This is a genomic window from Roseateles sp. P4_D2, assembly GCF_056401875.1.
Window position 1 is genome coordinate 129035 of record NZ_JBFUIM010000008.1, and the last position, 16815, is coordinate 145849.

The window sequence follows — 16815 nt, forward strand, 5'->3', positions numbered from 1 at the left end:
ATCACTTGATCAGCGCCTGATACGTCAGCGTGCGCACGCGCAGATGCAGCGTCGAACTTCCCGCGGGCCGCAGCTGCGTCATGAAGAGGATGACGAGGCGCTCCTTCGGGTCCACCGTGTACTGCGGGAAATAGGCGCTGCCCCAGCCAAAGGCGCCTTCGCTGCCCAGTTCCTTGAAGYCGCCGCGTTTCACGTTGACCCAGAAGCCCAGCCCGAAGCCATCGGCATCGCCGCCGGATTTGGAACCGAGATGGTCGGCCGTCATCAGCGCCACGGTGTGGGGCGCGAGGATGCGCACGCCATCCAGCTCGCCCTTGTTCAGCAGCATCTGCAGGAAGCGCGTGTAGTCGCCCGCGGTGCTCAGCATGCCGGCGCCGCCGGACAGCAGCTTGCGCGGGCCGTTGACGAAGTCGCTCTTCGCCGACGTTTCCATCAGCTTGAGCCGGCCGCCTTCCAGCCCGTAGACGTTGGCCAGGCGTTCCAGCTTTTCCGGTGGCAGGAAAAAGCTCGTGTCGGGCATGTGCAGCGGGTTGGTGATGCGCTCCTTGATGAAACGGTCCAGCGGCTGGCCGGAAACGACCTCGACGAGGCGGCCCAGCACGTCGGTGGCGTAGCCGTAGATGAACTGCTCACCCGGCTGGCTCTGCAGCGGCAGCGCGGCGAAGCGGTCGGTCCACTGTGCCAACGTCTCGTCGTTGCCGATGAGGTACCAGTCCTTCATGCCAGCCGCGCTGTAGGCCGCCTGGGCCGGGCCGCCGCCGTAGCTCATGCCGGCCGTGTGCGTCAACAGATCGTGGATGGTCAACGGGCGGCGCGCCTTCTCGGTGCCGCCGCCGGGCAAGGCGACCTGCAGGTTGGCGAACGCCGGCAGGTAGCGCGCCACCGGGTCCTTCAGCAGGAAGCGGCCTTCCTCGTAAAGGATCATCGCCGCCACCGTCGTCAGCGCCTTGGTCATGGAGGCGATGCGGAAGATCGTGTCCGTGCGCATCGGCCTGGCGTTCTCGATGTCGCGCTGGCCATAGGCCTTGAAGACGACCGGCTTGCCATCGCGCAGCACGGCCATCACGCCGCCGGCGAGCTGCTTGTTGCTGATCTGCTCGTCGATGGCCGCGTCGAGTCGCTGCAGGCGTTCTGGCGAGAAGCCCTGTACGTTGACCGCGGCGGCCTTGGGCGGTGCGGCCGAGGTCGCCGGGGCGTGGATCAGCGCGGCGCAGGCCAGCGCCAGGGCGGCAAGGGGGGTTCTCATTCGGCTCAATCGCCCAGGGGGCGTTGCTGGGTGAAGCCCGGGCTCGCTGCAACGTGGAACTGCTCCGGCGGCAGCGGCCTGGCGGGGTCAATGGCGCCAAGATCATCGCGCAGCTGTGCGGCCACCGGCACACGGGCTTCCCGCAAACCCAGGGCCACCAAACGAGCCAACTGCATGGCGCCGTAGTTGTTGTGGTGGGTGTTGTCGAGCTTGCCGTTGTTCATCGGATGGGCGGCCTGGGAGCGCTCGGGGCCGAGGGCCGCGTAGAACTGCTGGCTCATCGCGTTGAGGTCGATGAAGGCCAGCTTCATGTCCTGCGCGACCGCGCGCGCCGCGTCGGCGTACTCGGTCAGGCTGGGCCTGAGCTTTCCCTCGGGGTCGAAGTTGCGCCTCTCCATCGACGACACGACGACCGGCACGCCGCCTCGCGCCAGGATGCGCTCGGCATGGGTGCGCAGCTCGGCCTTGTAGGTCTGGGCGTTGCCGCTGCCGTCCTTCTGTTGTTTCTGGTCGTTGTGGCCGAACTGCAGCAGCACGGTGTCGCCCGGTTGCATGACGGACAGGATCTTGTCGATGCGCCGGCGTGCCAGCGAGTCGCGGAAGGTTTCGCCCGACTGCGCATGGTTGGCCACGGCCACGGTGGGCTTGAACAGGCCCGTCAGCATCTGGCCCCAGCTGCTGTAGGGCTCGCGGGACTGGTCGGCCACCGTGGAGTCGCCCAGCAGGAAGACGGTGGGCACCTTGACGGGCTCAATGACGAGACTGCGCAGCGCCGGCTGGCTGCCGTTGATCTCCAGCGTCAGGCGCTGGTCCCAGGCCCAGATCTCATCCTTGCTTTCGCGCGGTTCCTTGAGCTTGACGACGCCTGCTTCCACACCCGGCACGGCGGCGATGCGGGCGGTGCGCACGTTGACGATGAAGCTGCGCGTTTCAGTTGCACCGGCAGCCACCCCCACGCTGTCCAGCATCAGCCGACGCAGCTCGGCTTTGATGGTCGTGTTGCTGGCGGCGGCGGCGCCGAGCGTCGCGGTGACGCGGTAGTTGCCTTCCGCGGGCACGTCCACCGTGAAGAAGCTCGGCTGGCCGGCGGCATTGAGCGGGGCGCCGGGCTCGAAGCCACGACCCAATTCGCGGGAGTAGGTGGTCTCGTTGCTGAGGTCGAACAGCTGCGGCTTGGGGGCTTGAGGCTGCGAAACACAGCCACAGAGGCACAGAGGCACAGAGAGGAGCAAGGACAAGAGAAGCTTTGTTCCTCTGTGTCTCTGTGCCTCTGTGGCAAAAATCATTGCAGCCATGTCAGTCCGTCAGCTGGTCGCCGATGAGAGCCAGGTTCTGGATGGCGGCCAGCCCCCATTGCGCTGTGTCGTTGGTGCTGATCCACGGCGCTTCGTCGACCGGGTTCAAAGCCAGCGGCCCAGCGATGCGCGTCGTCTTCAGCGTCTTGTGGCCGCGCGGGTCGTCGGCCCAGAACTCGCGCCAAGCGCGCTGGGCCAGGGCCTGGTCCTGCTTCTGTTTTGCCGCGTAGGCGCTCAGGCGCGAGTGGCCGACGCTCAGCACGGTGCCACCGCCATGCGGCGCACCCAGCGCCTTGGCCTGCTGTTCTTTCGGCGCGTTGTACAGCTCGCAATACTGCAGCCAGGCCTGCTTGAAGGCCGGCTCGTCGATGAGCTCCACCAGCTCGGCCATCATCTCCACGGCACCGAAGACGGCACTCAAATGACTGGCACTGAGCTTGTCGCCGCTGACGTTGTGGAAGGCGCCTTCATTGGGTCCCGTGGGCTCGTAGCCGCCGCTGCCGGTGAAGAAACCGTGCGGCATGGCCGCGATGCCCTTCATGCCACGCAGCAGCTTGTTGCGCCAGCGCACGTCGCCGGTGCGCTCCCACTCGGTCAGCACGTTGGCGACGACCGAGCCCCAGTCCGTGCCGAAGCCGATGCGCGCCGGCCAGGGGCCCTTGTCCACGCGGCCGGCTATCTTGCGCACGGGGTCGACCTCGTCCATCTTGCTGTCGGCGCTGAGCACCTCGCGCATGACGTCGCCGATGCGCTCGTCGGCCGTCAGGTAGTAGTAGAAGCGGCGGTAGGCCGCCGTGGAGATGCGCGCCTGCTTGGCGCTGCAGCCCCAGTGCTGCACGTTGTGGCGCGTGCCCAGGCCCTGGAAGCGGCCGGCGTGATAGATGTCGACCTCGCTGGTGTGGCGCACCATGGCCTCGGCGAAGCGGAAGATGTCGGCCCGGCCACTGCGCAGATAGGCGTACCAGAGCCACAGGTCAGGCGAGAGCTCGGAGTTGTCCCAGGCAAAGCCGCCGACGTCGTAACGCCATTCGTGGCGGTCGCTGTCGTAGGTGTGGCGGATGTCGCCGTAGTCCCAGAAGCCGTACCAGTGCCGCTGCTCGACCTCCTTGGCATAGAAGCCGAACAGGAAATCCAGCTTGTCCTCGATCTTGACGCGCATCGGCGTGCTGCGGTCAGGCAGGCTCCACAGCTTGCCGAAGACGCCGGCCGACAGATAGCGCTGTGGCGAGGCGGCCAGTTGCGGCGGCGTCTGCACGGCGGCGGCCATCTGCACGAGGCGTTCGCGGGTCGGCGTAGCGGCCAGCGCCCACAGCGTGATCTCGCTGCTGCGTGCGATGCCCACCGGCGTGCCGAAGCCCTTCTCGTAGTCCTCGTAGGTCATCTCCAGGCCTTCGAGCTCCTGCTCGTGGGTTTCCTGCCCCAAGCCATCGTGATAGAAGCGCAGGTCCATGGCCGACGCCTCGGGCGAGTGCATCCACAGCGTCACCTGCGCAGCGTCGGTGTGGGCGTTGCGGATGTCCAGCTGCGTCGGGTGGCGCTGCCAGAAGTCGCGCAGGCCGAAGGCCACGCCACCGGTGGCGCCGCCGATATAACCGCTGCCCGGCGCCCGCTTGCCGAAGGCGGCGGGAATCCAGCCATGGCCGGCCTTGGTGCGCTTCTTGATCTGGAAGCCGTCGGCGCTGAGCTGGCTTAAGGAGTAGTCGCCCCAGGCGGGGATGCGATGTTGCAGCTGGCGCACCTGCGTGCCCCATTGCGCCACCGGCGGCGTGGCGCGGCCGGCCAGCTGGGCCTCACGCACGGCAGCACCCGGGTCGCGGCGCAGCCCGGTCAGGTTGCGCACGCCCTCGGCCCACAGACCGCCCGCCTCGCCGGCAAAGCGCACATGGCGGTCATAGAGCGCGTCGCGCAGCGGCACCTCGAAGCGCAGGCCGATGCCGCGCAGGAAGTCCTTCTGGTCGTCGCCATCGAAAACGAAGGTGTGCATCACGCGCAGCGACTCGGCGCCGGCGTAGAAGTAAAAGCGCACCGAGAAGGGCAGCCATTCGCGGCCGGCGGCGCTGCGGTGCTGGCCGTCGACCTTGATGACGACGCGCACCGGGCCGGTCTGCTCGACGGTCAGTTTTGCGATGCGGCTCTGGAAGGCGGTCTGCGTGACAGCGCCTTGCTCGGCGTCGGGCTTGTCGTCGGTCTGGGCGATGAGGGTGCAGGAACCCAGCACCTCGCGGCCGTCGCGCTCGATGCCCTGGATGAGCTTGGCGCCCTGGCGTGGCAGCCTGCAGCGGATGACGCCGTTGTCGACCTCGATGAAGTCAGCCTCCTCGCGCACCTTCACGGTGGCACCTGCGGCGGCAGCACCCTTGCCCGGGCGGATGCTGGGCTGGGCACCGGCATCGACGCCGGCTGGCAGCGCATGCGCCGTCCACTTCAGCGAGCCATCGGGCCACCAGGCCAGCGGCCAGGTCTGCAAGGCCAGTGGCTTGCCCTGCGCGTCCAGCGCGTGGAAGGCCTGATCCTTCCTGTGCTGGCCGCGCGGCCACGGCAGGCCCAACGTGGCGCCGAGCGCCAGCGCGGGGGCGGTGCCGTCCAGCCAGTGCAAGCCGAGCAGGTCGTCCGACGTGGCGACGGTCGGTGCGGGCGCCGATGCAGCACCGGCGGTGGTGGCCAAGCCGGTCAGACCCAGAGGCAGGGACGCGGTCTTGAAGAAGTTGCGGCGGCTGAAGTCGGTCATGGGCGGGCTTGCAGAGGTTGCAGCGAGGAGTCGGCGGCGTGGCCGCTGCCGCGGCCCCACAGGCGGTCGTAGGGCCAGCCGGTCAGGTCTTCGACGATGCGGCCGCTTTCCGGCGTCTCGGCCTCGGTCGCGCCGTTGCGCAGGCGCTCGACCTCGTTGACGAGGACGGCATGCGTGCTGGCATTGAGGCGGAAGGTCCAGGAGGCGATCAGGCCGAACAGCATCATCAAGAGGGGCCCGCCCACCATCAGCCCGGTGATGGTCTGGATGGCCTCGGGGCTTTGCACGATGACCTCGCCGGGGCGGCTCTTGGGCGAGATGTAGCCGCCCAGGTCGATGATCCAGCCGCTGGCGATGATGGCCGCGCTCTGGGCCATCTTGCGCACCAGCGTCATCACGCCGGCAAAGATGCCCTCGCGGCGTTGGCCGGTGACGGCCTCGTCGATGTCGGGCAGGTAGTTGTAGACCGACCAGGGCACGAAGTTCAGCGTGCCGCGGCCCAGGCCGGCCAGCACGATCGGCACGAAGATCCAGAACACCAGGCTGAAGCTGCCGCTTGCCGGGTTCAGCGCGGTGAAGAGGTTGGTGCCCAGCGCCTTGAAGCCGGCATCGAAACCCTCGGGCCGCGACAGGAAGAAGCCCAGGTAGAGCAGCAGCGCCGCGCCGAACAGCGAGATGGCGAGGCGGTAGGCCAGCACGGGGCCGGTGCGGATGACGATCTGGATGGCCACCATCACCGAGATGAGCTGGGCCACGTACATGACCGTCATCAGCTGCGAGATGACGAGGGTCGCGCCCATCAGCACCGTCGCCACGAAGATGGGGAAGGCGGTGTTGAAGATGTCCTGCGACAGGTAGCCGCCCAGGTAGATGGACAGGTGCTGGCGGAAGGCGCGGATCTTCAGCGTCGAGAACAGGTCGCCGAACATCTTGACCGGCAGGGCCAGTGCGGCCTTCAGCGTCACGCCGCCATAGGTCTGCGACATGACCGCTTGTTCGCGCGTGCCGTAGGGGCGCTCCCACGTCGTCAACACGACGATCGTCACGACGACCGAAAAGATGCAGCCAAAGATGGCTGCCATCCAGAAGAAGGTGTCGGGCGAGTCCTTGCCGCCGAACTGGCTGATCAGCAGCGTGGGCAGGTAGGAGGCCAGGATGGCCGAGCTTTGCGCCACGATCATGCGCGCGCCGGCGAACTTGGCCTTGCGCTTGTAGTCCTTGGTCATCTCGGCCGCCAGCGTTTCCCAGGGGATGAGAAACATCGTGTACAGCAGCTCGAAGAAGATGAAGGCAAGCAGGTAGTAGGTGAACGTGTGCCCGGTGCGGAAGATCAGCGCGAAGCTGGGCAGCAGCGGGATGGTGATCAGCAGGAAGAGCTTGCGCCGGCCAATCTTGCGGCCCACCCAGGTGTGGCGCAGGTTGTCGGAGACGTAGCCGATGAGGGGGCAGGTGATGGCTTCGAGCAGTCTCGGGAGGCCGAGGATCAGTCCCGCGTCGACGGCGCTGAGGCCGCAGAAGGTGGTGAAGAAATAGAACAGCCAGCCGGTGATGACGGCCTGGGCGCCGGCGCCCAGCATGTCGCCGCTGCCCCAACCCCAGTAGTTGATCCAGGTGGGTTCTTTGGCGGCTGGGTGGAGGTTTCGGGTTGTCATGTCTGTGCTCTTTGAGCGCTTGTCTCAGCTGCTCTTGTTTTCTGCTGCGAGTGGTGCGGGGATTTCGCCCCCGCAGGCGAGTCACTTTCTGGGCCGCCAGAAAGTAACCAAAGAGCTCCCCCCTGACCGCCCCGCCCTACGCTTCGCTGCGGGTCCCCTGCGGTACTCAGCCCCGAAGCCCCGCGCCGAACTCGCGTCGCTACGCTCTGCTCAAACAGGCGTCGCGAGTCAGTTCTTGAGGTTCGCTGCGCGAACGGGCTTCGGGTCTTCCGTTCCTCGGCGGGGCTAAAAGGGGGCAGACAGAAATACATCCACCACCCGGATTTCGGGTTTGGCTGTTGGGGCTGTTCGGAGCCTCCCCTTCTAAACCGCCGAGAAGCGCAGAAGCCCGAGGCGCGTGCGAAGCACGCTTCGACAACTGACTTAGCGCAGTTGTCTGAACGCAGCGTAGCGAAGTGAGTTCTGCGCGAGCCTCGGGCTTCGAGCATCGCAGGGGACCCCGCAGGGACGGTTTCGCAGGGGAGAGCTTTTTGCCTACTTTTTGGCGGCGCAAAAAGTAGGTCGGCCGCCGGGACGAACCCCCGGCTGGGCCTAGCCATAAACCCAAAGCAGCGCATAGCAATCGAATCAGATGAAGCGAACCAACAACTCGCCCATCGCCAACAAAGCCATCGCCTGCCCAAACGGCATCGACGTCAGCGGGATGTCCTTGTATTCCTGCAACGTGTTGAACACCGGCGTGCCGAAGCTCACCTGAGTCAGCTCGCCCGCATCGTTGATCTTCGACCGCACCGCCAGCGCCGCCTTCACGCCGAAGGCCTCGTAGTCCTTGGAGATGTAGCCCTTGCGGACCGCCTTCAGGATGCCGTAGGCGAAGCCGGCCGACGCGGCGGCTTCGTCGTAGGACGTCGGGTCGTCCAGCAGCGTGGGCCACAGGCCCGATGGTGACTGGAACTGGGCCAGGGCCTTGACCTGCGCTTCGAGCGTCGTGATCAGGAACTGGCGGAAGGCGTCGCCCTCGGGCAGGTTCAACAGCTCGATGAACTCTGGGATGACGATCGTGACCCACGAATTGCCACGCGCCCACAGCGCATTCGCAAAGTTGTGCCGCCCCTCGAAGGTCCAGCCGTGGAACCACAGCCCCGTCTTGCGGTCGGCCAGGTATTTGATGTGGATGAGGAACTGGCGCTTGGCCTCCTCGATGTAATGCGGCCGGTTCAGCAGCAGGCCGAACTTGGCCAGCGGCAGCACCGACATCATCAGCGTGTCGTCCCACAGCTGCTGGTGGTTCACGCTGTTGTAGACGATGTGCTGGAAGCCGCCTTCCTCGGTGCGCGGCAGCTCGTTGTAGACCCACTCGGCCCAGCGGTCGATGTAGGGCAGGAAGCGGCGCTCGCCGGTGCGCTCGAACAGATAGGCCAGCGTCAGGAAGGGCGCCACCGTGTTGATGTTGCGGCTGGGCATGCCCTCCGCAAAGCGGGCCTCGAACCAGCTCGTCATGATGCTCCAGGCCTTGGGGTCGCCGGTCAGCTCCCAGACCTTGTAGACGCCATAGAGACCCACGCCGTGCGTCCACTCGAAGCCGTTCCAGCCCTTGGTGTCCAGCACCCGGCCGTCGTCCAGGCGCAGCAGGAACTTGCCGTCCTTGTCCTCGATGTTGACCAGGTTGTGGATCAGCCGGTCGATGGCGCCACGGATGTCGTCGCGGTCTGCGCCGAGGCCGGCCGTGTGATGGGCCAGCAGCGGGTGGATGCGCGAGGAGGCGACGGGCTTGAGGATCTGGTTGGGCATGGTCTTGTCTCGATGTGAATTCAACGCTGCAGGTTGCGCGGTTGGGGCACCGGCTCCAACGGTACGCCGCCGCGGGCGACGGCCAGCGGCACCAGGCGCACGGCCTCCAGTGCGTTGGCCGGCTGGCCGTCGGTGGTGACGGCCAATGTCAACGTGTTCTCGCCGTTCGGGTTCAGGATGCCGGGCGGCAGCACGAAGACGCGCTGCGGGCCGATATGGGCGATGAACTGGCCCATATTCCAGCCGTTGACGAAGATCAGCGCGCGGTTCTCGACCTCGGAACGTGGCTTGGTCGTGTCGCCAAAGGCCAGCCCGAGCTGCACATCGTGGCCGGCCGGCAGGTCCAGCTTGAAGTTGGTGCGCAGCCAGTAGCTGCCCGGCGCTGGCGGCGCGGCGCTCACGGTCGTAGCCTCCCAGCCGGGCTGGGGCTTGGTCGGGTCAACGGGCAGATGCCAGCCCATGCGCTCGCCGTGCAGGCCGCCGCTGTTCATCGGGCCGCGCACGAGGTCGGCGATGTCCTCACCGCCCTTGTTGCCCTGGATCTTCCAGGCGATGGGAACGCCGAAGCGCTGGCCGCCCTTGGTCGCCAGCGACGCGGCGAGGAGACCGCGGCCTTCCTTGTGCGCATCGTCAGCGAACAGGTCCCAGTTGTGCGAGTTGTTGCGCACCACGACCGCCAGCGCGTGCTCGCCGGGCGGCAGGTCTTTCAGAAGTTGCTTGAAGGTATCGGTCGTCTCGGGGAAGGGTCGGCCGGTGTCGTTCTCCTGCTGGCCGAGGAAGCGCCCATCCAGCCAGACCTGGATCATCCCGGCGCCGCCCGCGCCAAAGAAGAGTTCGAGCTGTAGCGGCTTGGTGTCGCTCGTCGTGAAGCGGCCGCGGTACCAGACGTCGCCGTGGTGGAAGCCGTAGTCGCTCATCGCCAGCACGGGCTGGCCCTTGTCGGGCGCGGTGTAGACGTTGGCGGCCGAGGCGCCCGCGTCGGCCTTGCGCCAGGCGCTGTCGTCGAAGCCGGGAGTGGCTTCGAGGGAGTCGAAGCGGCGCGTCCATGCTTGCTGCGTCAGGTCAGGCAGCTTGATCGCATCCGGGCCAGGCAGGGCGGTGCGGGCGGCGAGGCTGAAGTCTTGTGCCGAAGTGGCGATGGGTTGGCCATTGAAGCTCAAGCCGGTGATGTCATCGGGCACCCAGGCGCGCAGCGCGCTGGGCGCGGTCGTGTCGCCGCTCAACTTCAATGTCTTGCCGTCTACGGTCGCCGTGCGGACGAGGGCCGGGCTGCGCACCAGCACCGCTTGCAGGCGCCAGAACTCCTGGCCCGTCTTTTCGTCAGCGATCAGCAGCAGCAAGGGGGCACGCCCGGCGCCGCTGATCAGCACTTCGATGAGGCCGGTGTGCTGGTAGTTCAGCCGCAGGTCGCCGCGCTTGGCATCCCAGTTCACCTGGGCCTGGCCGCGCAGCAGCTTCACGGTCGGCCTGGCGGCATAGCGCAGCACGGTCTCGCCGTCGTCGCCGTTGCGGCCGTAGAACAGCGCCACATCACGGGCGCCTTGCTGCAACTGCGCCTGCAGCTCGCTCGTGCTGTAGACCAGGTGCTGGTGTTCCAGTGCGTAGCTGGCCAGCAGCATCTTGGCGTCCTGGCCGGTCAGCGTCAGCTTACCGGCCTGCGGCACCTGGTAGCTGCCGTCACGCGTTTGCAGCTTGAAGCTGAACGCCTCAGTTCCTGTCAGCGCGTTGTGCTGAGCCAGCAGCACATGGCTGCCCAGCGCCTGATTGACGTTGTGATAAAGCCTGACCTTGGCATTGCCCGAATCAAGAGGCTCGCCCTTGTCCATCTGCGCCAGCACGGGCGTGGCCGCCTGCACGAAGCCGCCCATCTGCTTGAGCACCAGCGCCTTGTCGCGCATGACGCGGGCCTCGCTGATGGGCGAGCCGTAGTCGTAGCTGGTGTAGACGATGGGCCCCGGCTGCCAGCCCCAGCTGGTGCCACCATAGGCCATGTAGATGGAATGGATGGTCAGCGCGTTGATGAGGCTGCTACCGTAGAACACGCGCTGGTAGCCCGGTCCCTGGCGCTGGGCGGTGCACTCGTAGGTGCCGTTAGAGCCCCAGTAGTCGAACCAGCCTGCGCCGATCTCGGCGACGAAGCCCGGCGTGTTGGGGGAGGCCAGCGAGCCGACCTTGGGGAAGTTCTTGCCGTAGATGCCCCAGTCCGGCGCCGGTGCCGGCGTGCCGGGTTGGGCGTCCACACCGCAGACGCCGCCGGGATAGCCGTCAAAAGCGTAGAGGTCGGTCGGGCCGGGGTTGGCGAACGGCGCGGTCGAGTTCTTGGGCGTCCAGTCCGGCAGCCGTGAGGCGGCGTTGTGGAACAGCGGCACGGTGATGCCGTCGGCGCGCGCCTTGTCCGCCAGGTGCTGCATGTGGCGGATGTTCTTGGGGTTCACCGCGAACAGCTCGTTTTCCAACTGATAGGCGATGACGGTGCCGCCGCCGTTGGTGATCTGGTGGCGGGCCAGGATGGCGTTGATCTGCGTCATCCATTCATCCGCTGCGGCCTGGTACTCGGCCGCGTCGGTGCGGGCCTCGGCGCGCTGGCGCAGCAGCCAACCCGGGAAGCCGCCGGCCGTCAGCTCGGCGTTCACATAAGGCCCCATGCGGGCGATGACGTAGAGGCCTTCCTCCTCGGCCATCTGGATGGCGCGCTCGATGTTGCGCACGCCGGTGAAGTCGTAGTGGCCCGGCTTGGCCGAGTGATAGCCCCAGCTGAAGTAGAGCGACACGGCGTTGAGGCCCGACGCCTTCATCTTCTGCAGTACGTCGTGCCACAGGCTGGGCGAGGGCAGGCGGAAGGGGTGGAACTCGCCCGCGAAGATCATTTCGCGATGGCCGTCGATGATGAGCGAGTGGCGGTCCCAGGCGATGGCCTTGGGCTTGGCCTTGGGTGCCGTTGCACGCTCCAGTTGCGCGGTCTCTTCGGAGATGACCGTGAAGTGGCGCACGGTGCCCGACACGCCGCCCAGCTCCTTCTTGGCCGTCCAGGTCTGCAGGCCGTCGAAGCTGTCGGAGTACCAGTACCGCTTGGTCGTGTAGTCGTCGAAGTAGATGCGCCAGCCGCCCTTGATGGGTACCAGCGCCTGGCCTTCCGACGGGCCGCCCCAGCCGGCCCAGTCGCCGGTCTTCTGGAAGGTCCACGGTCCGTCCAGCGACGGCGCGGTGGCCAGTTCGATGAACTTGGTCGTCTCGTTCTTCGTGAAGGCGACGTAGCGGCCCTCGTGCTGGATGACGAAGGTGTCGATGTAGTTCTTCTCCAGCCCCTGCATGAGCACGGGGTCGGCGAACTTCGTGAAGCTGGCGTCAAGCGCCTTCACGGTATAGGCACCGAACGGACCTTGCGTGCCGGTCTTGGACAGGCTCATGACCAGCTTCAAGCTGCCGTCGCTGTCGCGGAACCATTCCGGCGCCCAGACATTCGAGACGCCCGGCAGCGTCACCGGCACGTCGGCAACGTGTGTCCAGTTCTTCAGGTCGGCCGACTTGGCGATGCCGAAGGTGGAGCCGCTCCAGTTGGTTGTGTAGGCGATGTAGTACAGCCCGTCCGCCGCGCGGATGATGGACGGGTCGCGCAGCAGCTCCCTGGCCGGCGTGTAGACCTCCGAGCCCAGCGAGGTGAAGTTGACGCCGTCGTTGGAACTGAACAGGCTCAGCGTGTTTTGCGACGTGGCCATGAAGGCCGACATCAGATAGGTTCGCTCGCTTTTTGCCACCGGGGACGTCGCTTGCGCCGGCGTGCTGACGGCGGTGGGCGCCTGCTGGCCCGGCAGGTCCTGCGCCTGGATCGCCCCGCACAGCAACAGCGCGGCCCACCAGCTGGCGGAGCGGGGCGACGGAGCAAACGGCAAGGCAGCGTGCATAGCGGACCGGGAGTGCGGGGAGCCTGATTCAGTGTCACCCGGTTCACCGGCGCCAAAAAATCAAGCGCGTGCGAGAAAGGGGCCTTCGCCTGGGCCGGCGAGAATGCCCCCATGTTCAGTTTCTTCAAGAAGACGGCGCCGGCGCCGGTGCCCGACGAGGCGCCCACCCTGCTGCCCGAGGGCTGGGTCACCAAGCCCGCCAGCCCGCCACCTCCGCCCGCCGCTCCCGAGCCAGTTGCACCACCGGTCGCCGCGCCCCAAGCACCCGTTCCCGCCGCGCCGACTCCCGCGCTGTCCGTCGCCCTGCCGCCGAGGGCGCCCGAACCCGCCGCTGCGCCGCGCCAGAGCTGGATGGAGCGGCTGCGTGCCGGCCTGCGCAAGACGGGCGGCAGCATCGCCGGCGTCTTCACCGGCACCCAGATCGACGACCAGCTTTACGAGGAGCTGGAAGAAGCCCTGTTGATGGCCGATGCCGGCGTCAAGGCCACGCAGTTCCTGCTCGATGACCTGAAGCGTCGCGTGAAGGACGCCCGGGCCAGCGACCCGCAGGCCGTGCGTGGTCTGCTGATCGACGCGCTCACCGAGTTGCTGTCGCCGCTGGAAAGGGGCCTGGAAGTTGGCCGTCACACGCCCACTGTCATGATGGTCGTGGGCGTCAATGGCGCCGGCAAGACGACCAGCATCGGCAAGCTGACCCGCCATCTTGCCGAAGCCGACCAGAAGGTGCTGCTGGCGGCTGCCGACACCTTCCGCGCCGCGGCGCGCGAGCAGTTGGGCGTGTGGGCCGACCGCGCCAAGGTCGAGATCGTCAGCCAGGAGGGCGGCGACCCCGCGGCCGTGTCCTTCGACGCCGTCAATGCCGGACGCGCGCGTGGTGCCGATGTCGTCATCGCCGACACCGCCGGCCGCCTGCCGACGCAGCTCCACCTGATGGAAGAGCTGAAGAAGATCAAGCGCGTCATCAACAAGGCCCAGGAAGGTGCGCCTCATGAGGTGCTGCTGGTGGTGGACGGCAACACCGGCCAGAACGCGCTGAACCAGGTCAAGGCCTTTGACGAAACGCTGGGCCTCACCGGGCTCATCGTCACCAAGCTCGACGGCACCGCCAAGGGTGGCGTGCTGGCGGCAATAGCGCGCGAGCGGCCTGTGCCGGTCTATTTCATCGGCGTGGGCGAGAAGCTGGAAGACCTCGAGACCTTCAGCGCGCGCGAGTTCGCGCGGGCCTTGCTGGAGTAAGCCGCCCGAACTCGGTGCGAATCCAGGCCTCGAACGCGTCGACGGCCGGCGCGCCGACGCGGGCCGCACCACGCAGCAACCGGTAGCCATAGGCCGAAGCCAGCGGCGCGCAGTTGGCGAGCACCAGGCGGCCCTGGGCCAGGTCCTCGGCCGCAAGCGCGAACGGCACAAGGCCCACGCCCAGCCCGGCCACCGCAGCCTGCACCAGCAGCCCGCCATGGCTGTAGCTGCGTGAGAAATCGAGATGCCGCCGCGCGGCCAGCCCCTCGCGCGACAGCAGGCGCTGCCAGGCCTGCAGCCCCCCTTCCTCGTGCAGCAGCGGCTGGCGCAGCAACTCGGCCAGTGGCGCCGGCTTGGGCGTGAGGGCAGGGCTGTAGGCGACGACCTGCTGCTCGGCGTACAGCGGCGGCTCACCCATCTTGTCGAGGGCCTGGTAGCGCAGCGCGATGTCGCAGCCCCCACCGTCGAGGTCGGCGAGCTGGTCGCTGGCCTGCACGCGCACGTCGACCGCCGGATGGGTCGCGGTGAACGCATGCAGCCGCGGAACCAGGAGCTTCATCGTCAGCGAATGCGTGCTGGATACACGCACGGTGTGCGGGTCCTGCGTCTCGCGCAGCGCCAGCACCTGCTCGCGCAGTTCGCCCACCATGCGCGTGACGCTCGCGGCCAGCGCGCGCCCGGCCGGCGTGATGGCGACATGGCGCGCGTGGCGCACGAACAGGGCCAGGCCCAGGGACTGCTCCAGCAGCTTGATCTGCTGGCTCAACGCTGCCGGCGTCTTGTGCAGCTCGGCCGCTGCCGAGCGAAAGCCATCGTGGCGGGCGGCCGCTTCGAAGTCGAGCAGGCCGGACAGGCTGGCAAAAGGCTTGGGCATGGAGCGAGGGCAAGTTTTCCTGATCCTCAGGATAGCTAAATCTCGGTTTCGCTTCTCGCCCCGCAGGGGAAGACTGCTGGCCATCACTCCACGGACGAGTCATGAGTCAAGAAATCCTGGTCATCGGCGGAACCCGATTTTTCGGCATTCCTCTTGTTGAGGCCTTGCTCGCTGCTGGCAACCGCGTGACGATCGCGACGCGCGGCCGCACGCCCGATCCCTTCGGCATGCGCGTGCGCCGCATCGCGGTGGACCGCGGCGACGCGACGGCGATGCAGGCTGCGTTCAGCGATGCGCGCTTTGACGTCGTCTACGACCAGATGTGCTACGGCCCGGATGAAGCCGCACTCGCCGCACGCCTGTTCACCGGCAAGGTCGGCCGCTACCTGATGACGTCGACGCTCGAGGTCTATGACGCGCGGCATGGCCAGCTGGCGCGCGCCTATCGAGAGGAGGATCTCGACCTGGCGCGGTCCGTGGACAAGCCGCCGACGGCCTATGGCGACGGCAAGCGTCGCGCCGAGGTCCAGCTGCTGAGGGCTCGGGAGCTGCCGGTCGCGACGCTTCGGCTGGCCCACGTGCTGGGCGGCGCGGAGGATTTCACCGGCCGGCTGCGCGGCTATGTCGAGCGGGTCCTCCGTGGCGAACCGCTGCTGCATGCGGCGGTGCCGGGCGCGACCTCCTTCATCGATGTGCCTGGCGTGGTGGCGCTGTTGGTCTGGGCTGGCCGCCAGGACTTTCTCGGCCCGCTCAACGTCGCGAGCCGCGGCACGCTGACGGCGCCACAACTGCATGCGCGTATCGCGACAAGATTGGGGCGCGAGGCGCTGATGACGCCGAAAGCTGGTGCCGGTGCGAGCCCTTTCGACTACGCCGCGCTTCACGCGCTGGACACCGGTCGCGCGACGGCGCTGGGCTGGCTGTTTGATCCCCTGGACGACTGGCTGGATGCCCTCATCGACACGCACGCAGCAGCGCTGGCTGGTGAAGGGGTGGGCGCATGAACGGCGTCCAACACCTTGGCGCCTTCCTGCTGGCAGCCTTGCTCGTCATCGTCGTGCCGGGGCCGGCGACGCTCTATGTGCTCGGCCAGGTGCGCACGGCGGTGCCTCGCGCCATGCTGGCCGTTGGCGGCCTGGTGGCCGGCGATCTGTTGCTGATCATGGCGGCTGGCTTGGGGCTGGGCAGCCTCCTGCAGCAATGGCCGGCGGCGTTGGTGGCGTTGCGGATGGTCGGCGCGCTGTACGTCGCATGGCTTGGGCTGACCATGCTGCGCAGCGCTGCGGCGCCTGCCACCATGGAGGAGAAATTCAGCGGGAAGGCCAGCGGCGCTTTCGGTCCGGCCCTGCTGCTGACGCTGCTCAACCCCAAGCCCATCCTGTTCTTCGGCGCCTTCTTTCCGCTCTTCCTGACGATTGACAACACCGACTGGCTGGGCGGCTTCATGCACCTGGGCCTGCTGTTCGAGCTGATCAACATCGGCTGGTTCGCGCTGCTGATCGCAGGTGCCGTCCTGCTGCGCCGTCGTGCCCGCATGCCCGCCGGGCCCTGGTTGAACCGCCTCGGCGGTCTGGGCTTGCTGGGCTGCGCGGCCCTGGTGATGCTCGGCTAATGCGCGTGTGGCGTATCGGCGTAGTAGCCGGATGCGCGCGGCTTGGGGAACAGCGTGTCACGCAGCCGGTCGCTGGACTCGTTCTGCCATTCCCGGTTCCACGGTGTGACCGCCAGCTCGGTGGCGCCCAGCACGCGCAACAGGCGATCCCGTTTTCTGGAATGGCGAGGCTCGTCGGCAACGGGCAGCAGAACGACGGAGCGCGCATAGCCGTGTTCGTCGCAAAGCGCGAAGTCGACGGTCAGCAAACCCGTGCGCGACAGCCACTCGCGGTAGGAGTATTGCTTCGGCACCCGCACCAGCTTGTGCAGCGGCACATGGGCCAGCAGGAAGCCCTTGGGGTGTTCCAGTGCCAGGGCTTGTGCGATGCACTTGTGGGCATGGCGCTCCGCGCTCACCAGCACCCGCGCAGCGGTGGGCGGCCATTGCATCACGGTATCGCTGGCGTCCTTGCGAGGCGCTCTGCCTTGCCCGGTGAG

Annotated in this window: 11 protein-coding genes; 3 read left to right on the forward strand and 8 right to left on the reverse strand. The window is 67.3% G+C overall.

Going from position 1 to position 16815, the window contains the following annotated elements:
• Position 1 precedes the first annotated feature (1 nt).
• From AC1DW0_RS16020 to AC1DW0_RS16045, 6 genes are all read right to left on the reverse strand, one after another.
• Positions 2-1246 (reverse strand): serine hydrolase domain-containing protein, encoded by a 1245-nt coding sequence (locus AC1DW0_RS16020; protein WP_477946849.1) that lies wholly within the window; start codon positions 1244-1246, stop codon positions 2-4.
• A 5-nt stretch (positions 1247-1251) separates the two neighbouring features.
• Positions 1252-2466, reverse strand: a complete 1215-nt coding sequence (locus AC1DW0_RS16025; protein ID WP_477946851.1) for a rhamnogalacturonan acetylesterase — start codon at positions 2464-2466, stop codon at positions 1252-1254.
• Between the two features lie 76 nt (positions 2467-2542).
• Positions 2543-5269: an exo-rhamnogalacturonan lyase family protein gene (locus AC1DW0_RS16030; RefSeq protein ID WP_477946853.1), complete on the reverse strand. Its 2727-nt coding sequence runs from the start codon at positions 5267-5269 to the stop codon at positions 2543-2545.
• Positions 5266-6921, reverse strand: coding sequence for an MFS transporter (locus AC1DW0_RS16035; protein WP_477946855.1), 1656 nt, complete (start codon positions 6919-6921; stop codon positions 5266-5268). The genes AC1DW0_RS16030 and AC1DW0_RS16035 overlap by 4 nt, the downstream gene beginning before the upstream one ends.
• A gap of 627 nt (positions 6922-7548) precedes the next feature.
• A complete protein-coding gene (gene bglB / locus AC1DW0_RS16040; RefSeq protein ID WP_477946857.1) occupies positions 7549-8712 on the reverse strand; it encodes a beta-galactosidase BglB in 1164 nt (387 codons plus the stop codon).
• A 20-nt stretch (positions 8713-8732) separates the two neighbouring features.
• Positions 8733-12614, reverse strand: a complete 3882-nt coding sequence (locus tag AC1DW0_RS16045) for a beta-galactosidase (RefSeq protein WP_477946859.1) — start codon at positions 12612-12614, stop codon at positions 8733-8735.
• A 111-nt stretch (positions 12615-12725) separates the two neighbouring features.
• Here AC1DW0_RS16045 and ftsY point away from each other — a divergent pair, with 111 nt between their 5' ends.
• Complete coding sequence (gene ftsY / locus AC1DW0_RS16050; RefSeq protein WP_457349951.1) at positions 12726-13850, forward strand: signal recognition particle-docking protein FtsY; 1125 nt, start codon at positions 12726-12728, stop codon at positions 13848-13850.
• On the opposite strand, the gene AC1DW0_RS16055 is transcribed toward ftsY, so the two are convergent.
• A complete protein-coding gene (locus AC1DW0_RS16055; RefSeq protein WP_457349949.1) occupies positions 13813-14724 on the reverse strand; it encodes a LysR substrate-binding domain-containing protein in 912 nt (303 codons plus the stop codon). The genes ftsY and AC1DW0_RS16055 overlap by 38 nt on opposite strands.
• A 101-nt stretch (positions 14725-14825) precedes the next feature.
• Here AC1DW0_RS16055 and AC1DW0_RS16060 point away from each other — a divergent pair, with 101 nt between their 5' ends.
• Positions 14826-15728, forward strand: a complete 903-nt coding sequence (locus AC1DW0_RS16060; protein WP_457349947.1) for an NAD-dependent epimerase/dehydratase family protein — start codon at positions 14826-14828, stop codon at positions 15726-15728.
• Positions 15725-16336: a LysE family translocator gene (locus AC1DW0_RS16065; RefSeq protein ID WP_477946862.1), complete on the forward strand. Its 612-nt coding sequence runs from the start codon at positions 15725-15727 to the stop codon at positions 16334-16336. The genes AC1DW0_RS16060 and AC1DW0_RS16065 overlap by 4 nt, the downstream gene beginning before the upstream one ends.
• Here AC1DW0_RS16065 and AC1DW0_RS16070 read toward each other — a convergent pair.
• Positions 16333-16767 (reverse strand): hypothetical protein, encoded by a 435-nt coding sequence (locus AC1DW0_RS16070; RefSeq protein ID WP_457389041.1) that lies wholly within the window; start codon positions 16765-16767, stop codon positions 16333-16335. The genes AC1DW0_RS16065 and AC1DW0_RS16070 overlap by 4 nt on opposite strands.
• Positions 16768-16815 lie beyond the last annotated feature (48 nt).

Coding starts and splice junctions, on each gene's coding strand:
- AC1DW0_RS16030 (WP_477946853.1), bottom strand. CDS start 5,269: ATGACCGACTTCAGCCGCCGCAACTTCTTCAAGACCGCGTCCCTGCCT.
- AC1DW0_RS16045 (WP_477946859.1), bottom strand. CDS start 12,614: ATGCACGCTGCCTTGCCGTTTGCTCCGTCGCCCCGCTCCGCCAGCTGG.
- AC1DW0_RS16065 (WP_477946862.1), top strand. CDS start 15,725: ATGAACGGCGTCCAACACCTTGGCGCCTTCCTGCTGGCAGCCTTGCTC.
- ftsY (WP_457349951.1), top strand. CDS start 12,726: ATGTTCAGTTTCTTCAAGAAGACGGCGCCGGCGCCGGTGCCCGACGAG.
- AC1DW0_RS16070 (WP_457389041.1), bottom strand. CDS start 16,767: ATGCAATGGCCGCCCACCGCTGCGCGGGTGCTGGTGAGCGCGGAGCGC.
- AC1DW0_RS16055 (WP_457349949.1), bottom strand. CDS start 14,724: ATGCCCAAGCCTTTTGCCAGCCTGTCCGGCCTGCTCGACTTCGAAGCG.
- bglB (WP_477946857.1), bottom strand. CDS start 8,712: ATGCCCAACCAGATCCTCAAGCCCGTCGCCTCCTCGCGCATCCACCCG.
- AC1DW0_RS16035 (WP_477946855.1), bottom strand. CDS start 6,921: ATGACAACCCGAAACCTCCACCCAGCCGCCAAAGAACCCACCTGGATC.
- AC1DW0_RS16060 (WP_457349947.1), top strand. CDS start 14,826: ATGAGTCAAGAAATCCTGGTCATCGGCGGAACCCGATTTTTCGGCATT.